Origin of the sequence: Agromyces salentinus (assembly GCF_009749395.1) — a bacterium.
Classification (GTDB): domain Bacteria; phylum Actinomycetota; class Actinomycetes; order Actinomycetales; family Microbacteriaceae; genus Agromyces; species Agromyces salentinus.
Genome location: NZ_WBIR01000013.1, coordinates 123,000 through 129,336, shown reverse-complemented (window position 1 = coordinate 129,336; position 6,337 = coordinate 123,000). Strand labels below are relative to the sequence as shown.

Sequence of the window (6,337 nt, the reverse complement as noted above, 5' to 3'; positions counted from 1 at the left end):
CCGGGCGCGGCCGGGCGCGGCCCGGCGCGATCGGATGCCGCGCCGCCGCGCCGAGCCGCCGCCCCGCCGCGCCGGCTCAGAGCGCCCGGAGGATGTCCTCCACGCGATCCTTCGCGTCGCCGAAGAGCATCTGCGCGTTGTCGCGCGTGAACAGCGGATTCGCGACACCGGCATAGCCGGCGGCCATCGAGCGCTTGAACACGATCACGTTGGACGCCTCCCAGACCCGCAGCACGGGCATGCCGGCGATCGGGCTGCCCGGGTCCTCCGACGCGGCGGGGTTCACGGTGTCGTTCGCCCCGATGACGAGCACGACGGACGTCTCGGCGAAGTCGTCGTTGATCTCATCCATCTCCTCCACGACGTCGTACGGCACCTTCGCCTCGGCGAGCAGCACGTTCATGTGCCCGGGAAGGCGACCCGCGACGGGGTGGATGCCGAAGCGGACACCGATGCCGCGTTCCCGGAGCCGCGCGGTGAGCTCGGCGACGGGATACTGCGCCTGGGCGACGGCCATGCCGTAGCCGGGGGTGATGATCACGCTCGTCGCGTCGCGGAGCAGTTCGGCGGCCTCCTCGGCCCGGATCTCGCGCGTCTCGCCCTGCACCTCGCCCGACGACGTCGGCGCCGCGATGCCGAAGCCGCCGGCGATGACCGAGATGAACGAGCGGTTCATGGCCTTGCACATGATGTACGAGAGGTAGGCACCGGAGGAGCCGACGAGCGCACCGGTGACGATGAGGAGGTCGTTGTTCAGGAGGAATCCGGCGGCGGCCGCGGCCCAGCCCGAGTAGCTGTTCAGCATCGAGATGACGACGGGCATGTCGCCGCCGCCGATGGAGGCGACGAGGTGCCAGCCGAGCGCGAGGGCGAGCGCGGTCACGACGACGAGCAGCCAGAGTTCGGGCGTGACGACGTACCAGGCCGTGAGCACCACGAAGGCGACGAGCGCACCGAGGTTCAGCGCGTTCTTTCCCGGCAGCATGAGGGGAGCCGACTTCATGCGCGCCGAAAGCTTGAGGAACGCGACGATGGAGCCGGTGAAGGTCACGCCGCCGATGAAGACGCCGATGAAGACCTCGGCGTGGTGGATGTCGAGCAGCGCTCCGCTGAGGTCGGATGCCTCGAGCGCGCCGTTCCATCCGACGATGACGGCTGCGAGGCCGACGAAGCTGTGCAGCAGGGCGATGAGCTCCGGCATGCCGGTCATCGCGACGACGCGGGCGCGCCACAGGCCGATCGCGCCGCCGATCAGGACGGCGGCGACGAGCAGGGCGAGCCCGAGCATCGCCTGCGGCTCGCCCCAGGCGTCGGAGACGACGACGCCGACGGTGGCGAGCAGGGCGATGGCCATGCCGGCGATGCCGTAGCCGACACCGGCCTTAGCGGTTTCATGTTTGCTCAGCCCCGCGAGGCTCAGGATGAACAGCAGGGCGGCGACGATGTAGGCGGCTCCCGCGATCGACGCGGGGGTCAGGAGTGCGGTGGTCTCGGGCACGGTCGGGTCTCCTCGGGTTCAGCGCGTCGCGGTCAGTTGCCGGTTCGGGCGGCGGGGCCGCTCGAGCGGGTCGCCGGACCAGCGGCGGCCGGGCCTCGCGAGAACATCGCGAGCATGCGTCGGGTCACGGCGAATCCGCCGAAGATGTTGATGCTGGCCAGCAGGACGGCGACGGCCGCGAGCACCTGCACGACGGGCACGTCGCTCGTGATCTGGAGCATCGCGCCGACGACGATGATGCCCGAGATGGCGTTCGTCACGCTCATGAGCGGGGTGTGCAGGGCGTGGGCCACCTTGCCGATCACGTAGAAGCCGACGACGACCGAGAGCACGAGGACCGTGAAGTGCTGGGGGAGCGGCGGCGGCGCGATCGCGTTCACCGCGAACAGCGCCGCGATGCCCGCGGCGATGAGCGACACCTTCTTGACCGGTGACATCGGCTGCCTGGTCGGCTTCGCAGCCACCGGCGCCGACGCAGCCGTCGCGGATGCCGCCGGCGCTGCCGAGACCTGCACCGGCGGGGGCGGCCAGGTGACGGCGCCGGGCTGCGCGACCGTGACCGAGCGCTGCACGACGTCGTCGAGGTCGAGCACGAGCTCGCCGTCCTTCGCGGGCGTCAGCAGCTTGAGCAGGTTCACGACGTTCGTGCCGTAGAGCTGCGAGGCCTGCGTCGGCAGCCGGGAGGCGAGGTCGGTGTAGCCGAGGATGATCACGCCGTTCGGCGTCACGACGCGCTCGCCCGCGACCGAGCCCGCGACGTTGCCGCCCTGGCCCGCCGCCATGTCGACGATCACGCTGCCGGACCGCATGCTCGCGACATCCGCCGCCGTGATGAGCTTCGGCGCCGGCCGGCCCGGGATCAGCGCGGTCGTGATGATGATGTCGACCTCGGCCGCCTGCTCGGAGTAGATCTCGGCGGCACGCCGGTCGTAGTCCTCGCTCGTCGCCTTCGCATACCCGTCGGTCGACTGCATCTGCTCGGCGACCTCGACCTTCAGGTACGTGCCGCCGATGGACTTCACCTGGTCGGCGACCTCGGGCCGCGGGTCGGTGGCCCGCACGATGGCGCCCAGGCTCGAGGCCGCGCCGATCGCCGCCAGCCCCGCGACGCCGGCGCCCGCGACGAGCACCTTCGCAGGCGGCACCTTGCCCGCCGCCGTGACCTGACCGGTGAAGAAGCGGCCGAACTCGTGGGCCGCCTCGACGACGGCCCGGTAACCGGCGATGTTCGCCATCGAGCTCAGCACGTCCATGGACTGGGCGCGGGAGATCCGCGGCACCGCGTCCATGGCCAGGGCCGTCACGCCGCGGTCGGCGAGCGCCTGGAGCAGCTCCGGGTTGAACGCGGGAGCGAGCAGGCCGACGATCGTCGCGCCCGGGGTCAGCGCGGCGATCTCGGCCGGGGTCGGGGCGTTGACCTTCAGGACCACCTCGCAGGCGATCGCCTCGGCGCCGGACGCGATCTCGGCACCGGCTTCGCGATACGCCTCGTCGAGGAACGAGGAGCGAGCACCGGCTCCGGACTCGACGACGACGGCGTGGCCCAGCGCCGTCAGCTGCCCGACCGTCGCGGGGGTCGCGGCGACCCGCGACTCGGGGGCCTGCTCGGTCACGATCCCGATGCGGGACATGCGGTGCTCCTTCGACATTCGCGCCCGATCGCGGCGCTGCGGTGGTGATCGGCCGTCGACGGGCACGCGGAGCGTGCGGGCGGCGACGGTGCTGCGAGCACCACCATAGGCGCAGATCCCCCGCATGGGCAGGAGCATCCTCCTGCGTCGCGCGAAGGCCCGGCGCACGTGCGGTGCGGTGGTGCCGGTGATCAGAGTAGGGGCGTCCGCGAGCGCCGGCCCCGTCTCGTGGGGCGAAACTCCATGAAGGATCGGCGGTTCTTTCGCGGGCCGGAATTCGCGCACGCGTGGCATCCGCCATCCGGCGCTCTACGATCGAACGAACGATGCGCGCACCGCATGCCCGCCGCCGCGCACCGCGTCGCCGCATCGACGAGGAGGAGGGGCCATGGTCGCCGACGGAGCCACCGCGCAGACCGGGTCGCAGACGCTGAGCCGCGGCATCCGCCTGCTCGAGATCCTCGCCGGCGCCGAGCGCAACCTGACGATCGACGAGCTCGCGGCCGAACTCGGCGTGCACCGCTCCGTCGCGTACCGCCTGCTCCGAACGCTCGAGGACCACGGCCTCGTCGCGCGCGACTCGGGCGGGCGCATCACCCTCGGCACCGGGCTCGCGGCACTCGCGTCCGGCGTCGCGCGCGACCTCCAGCAGGTCGCACTGCCCGAACTGACGGATGTCGCGAACGAGCTCGGCATGACGTGCCTGCTCGCGGTGCAGGTCGACGCCGACGAAGCGGCGACCCTCGTCAGCGCGGCGCCGCGGCAGAGCATGGCCGTCGTCTCGTACCGGCCGGGCCACCGGCATCCGATCACCCGTGGCGGACCGGGCAAGGCGATCCTCGCGAGCCTGCCCGAAGCAGCGTGGCCGGATGCCGCGACCGACGCGCTGCGCGCCGAGATCCGCGTCACCACGCAGCGGGGGTACGCGGTCAGCCACGACGAGGTCGTGCCGTCGCTGCGGTCGGTCGCGGTGCCGCTCGCGCTCCCGGGGCAGCCACCGGCCTCCATCGCGGTGATCCACGTGAGCTTCTCGCGCAGCGAGGCCGAGATCGCCGAACGGCTGATGGCCGCCGCGGCGGCGATCCGGCGCGCGTATGGCGCCTGACGCGGCATCCGCACGCGCCCGGCGAACCGCGGAGTGCTTCGGTCAGCGTTGGAGCAGCGCGCCCCGGAAGAACTCGGCGAGCTCGTCCGTGGCCGAGAGCGGCAGCACCTGGGCGACGTAGTGATCGGGCCGCACGACCACGACCACCCCGTCGCGCGAGAGGCCGCGCTCCTCGAAGACGTCGTGGGCGGGATCGGTCGCGTACACCTTCTCGTAGTCGGTGAGCCCGAACGGCCCGGTCGCCGGCAGGAACACGCGCGGCACGCGACCGAGGTCGACCTCGGTGTGCGGCTGCTGGTAGACGACCTTCACGTCGAACACGTCGTCGAAGTTGCCGCCGTCGGGCACATGGGCAGCGAGGGGCGAGTCGGATGCCTCGGCGAGCCAGCCCGCCCACGAGGCGAGCGCCGAGTCATCCGCTCGCGAGAGGCCGGCATCGGCGAACGCGTAGATGCGCCACCGCCCGTCGGCGCGGTGGTGGTGGCCGAGGTGGACGGGGTTGCCGTCGCACACGCGCTCGACGGCGGCCGACTTGAAGCGCTTGCCGACCGGGAATCCCGTCGCGAGCCCCTGGTGCTGCTGCGACCCGATGATCATCGAGGGCTCGTACTGCGTCATGAAGCCGGCCGGGAACTCGAACGTGCGCACGTAGAACTCCTCGAGTTCGGCCGGGTCGCCGAGGTCCTCCGGCTTCGTGGCCATGAGCCTGGACCACTCCCGGTCGAAGGCGATGAGCTCGGCGGCGACCACGTGGCGTTCGGAATGGTAGGTCTCGAGCAGCGACGAGTCCGCACGGCCGTCGAGCACGTGCCCGAGCTTCCAGCCGATGTTCCAGCCGTCCTGCATCGAGACGTTCATGCCCTGCCCGGCCTTGGCGCTGTGGGTGTGGCAGGCGTCTCCGGTGATGAACACGCGCGGCGTGCGCGTGCCCTGCTCCTCGATCGGCACGTCGTCGAACCGGTCGGTCACGCGGTGGCCGACCTCGTACACCGAGTGCCACGGCACGTCGCGCACGTCGAGCGAGTAGGGGTGCAGGATGTCGTTCGCCTTCGCGATGACCTGGTCGAGGGTGGTGCGACGCACGGCGCCGTGGTCGTCCTCGGGAACCTCGCCGAGGTCGACGTACATGCGGAACAGCTGCCCGCCCTCGCGCGGGATGAGCAGGATGTTGCCCGCCTCCGACTGGATCGAGCACTTCGTGCGGATGTCGGGGAAGTCCGTGACGGCCAGCGTGTCCATGACCCCCCAGGCGTGGAAGGACTGCGCCCCGACGTGCTGCGCGCCGATCGACTCGCGCACGCGGCTGCGGGCACCGTCGGCCCCGACGACGTACTTTGCGCGGACGGTGCGGCGCTCGCCCGTGAGCTCGCCGTCGAGGGGCGCCGCATGCGAGGCGTCGCCGGCCCCGACGCCCACGCCGGTGGCCCGCTCGAGCGTGACGGTGACGGGGTGCTCGGGCAGCTCGCCGCCGGCGCCGGGCTGCGCGACCTCGAGGCCGACGAACTCCCACCCGTAGTCGGGCACGAGGCGGCCGGGGGAGTTGCGGGCGTACTCCGCGAAGTAGTCGAGCACCCGGGCCTGGTTGACGATGAGGTGCGGGAACTCGCTGATGCCCGTCGGGTCGTCGGGCGTCACCGCGGCGCGGCGGATGTTCGCGTGGTTCTCGGGGTCGGGCTTCCAGAACGCCATCTCGGTGATGCGGTAGGCCTCGGCGATGATGCGTTCGGCGAAGCCGAACGCCTGGAACGTCTCGACGCTTCGTGCCTGGATGCCATCGGCCTGGCCGATCTCGAGCCGGCCGCCCCTCCGCTCGACGAGACGGGCCGTGACGCCGGGGAACTGCGCGAGCTGGGCCGCGGCGACCATGCCGGCCGGCCCGGATCCGACGATGAGCACGTCGACCTCGTCGGGCAGCTCCTCGGGGCGGTCGAGCCCCACGCCGGCCGCCGGCTGGATGCGGGGGTCTCCGGACACGTAGCCGTAGTGGTGGAACTGCACGGTTCTTCCTCACTTCATCGTGGGTGATGTGGCGTCGCACGCGTTCGATAAACGAACACGCCGTTCCCATATCGCTCAGACAGTGTAGGTCGCGCGGTCGGCGGC

4 protein-coding genes are annotated in these 6,337 nt (G+C 71.7%); 1 reads left to right on the top strand and 3 read right to left on the bottom strand.

Going from position 1 to position 6,337, the window contains the following annotated elements; translation table 11 throughout:
- Positions 1-76 precede the first annotated feature (76 nt).
- A complete protein-coding gene (gene pntB / locus GQQ95_RS13060; protein ID WP_157428094.1) occupies positions 77-1,498 on the bottom strand; it encodes a Re/Si-specific NAD(P)(+) transhydrogenase subunit beta in 1,422 nt (473 codons plus the stop codon).
- A 32-nt stretch (positions 1,499-1,530) separates the two neighbouring features.
- Complete coding sequence (locus tag GQQ95_RS13055; RefSeq protein ID WP_157428093.1) at positions 1,531-3,129, bottom strand: Re/Si-specific NAD(P)(+) transhydrogenase subunit alpha; 1,599 nt, start codon at positions 3,127-3,129, stop codon at positions 1,531-1,533.
- A gap of 388 nt (positions 3,130-3,517) precedes the next feature.
- Between GQQ95_RS13055 and GQQ95_RS13050 the strand changes: the two genes are divergently transcribed.
- Positions 3,518-4,234, top strand: coding sequence for an IclR family transcriptional regulator (locus GQQ95_RS13050; RefSeq protein ID WP_157428092.1), 717 nt, complete (start codon positions 3,518-3,520; stop codon positions 4,232-4,234).
- A 42-nt stretch (positions 4,235-4,276) separates the two neighbouring features.
- Here GQQ95_RS13050 and GQQ95_RS13045 read toward each other — a convergent pair whose 3' ends face one another.
- Positions 4,277-6,232, bottom strand: a complete 1,956-nt coding sequence (locus GQQ95_RS13045; protein WP_157428091.1) for an FAD-binding monooxygenase — start codon at positions 6,230-6,232, stop codon at positions 4,277-4,279.
- Positions 6,233-6,337 lie beyond the last annotated feature (105 nt).

Coding starts and splice junctions, on each gene's coding strand:
- GQQ95_RS13055 (WP_157428093.1), bottom strand. CDS start 3,129: ATGTCCCGCATCGGGATCGTGACCGAGCAGGCCCCCGAGTCGCGGGTC.
- GQQ95_RS13050 (WP_157428092.1), top strand. CDS start 3,518: ATGGTCGCCGACGGAGCCACCGCGCAGACCGGGTCGCAGACGCTGAGC.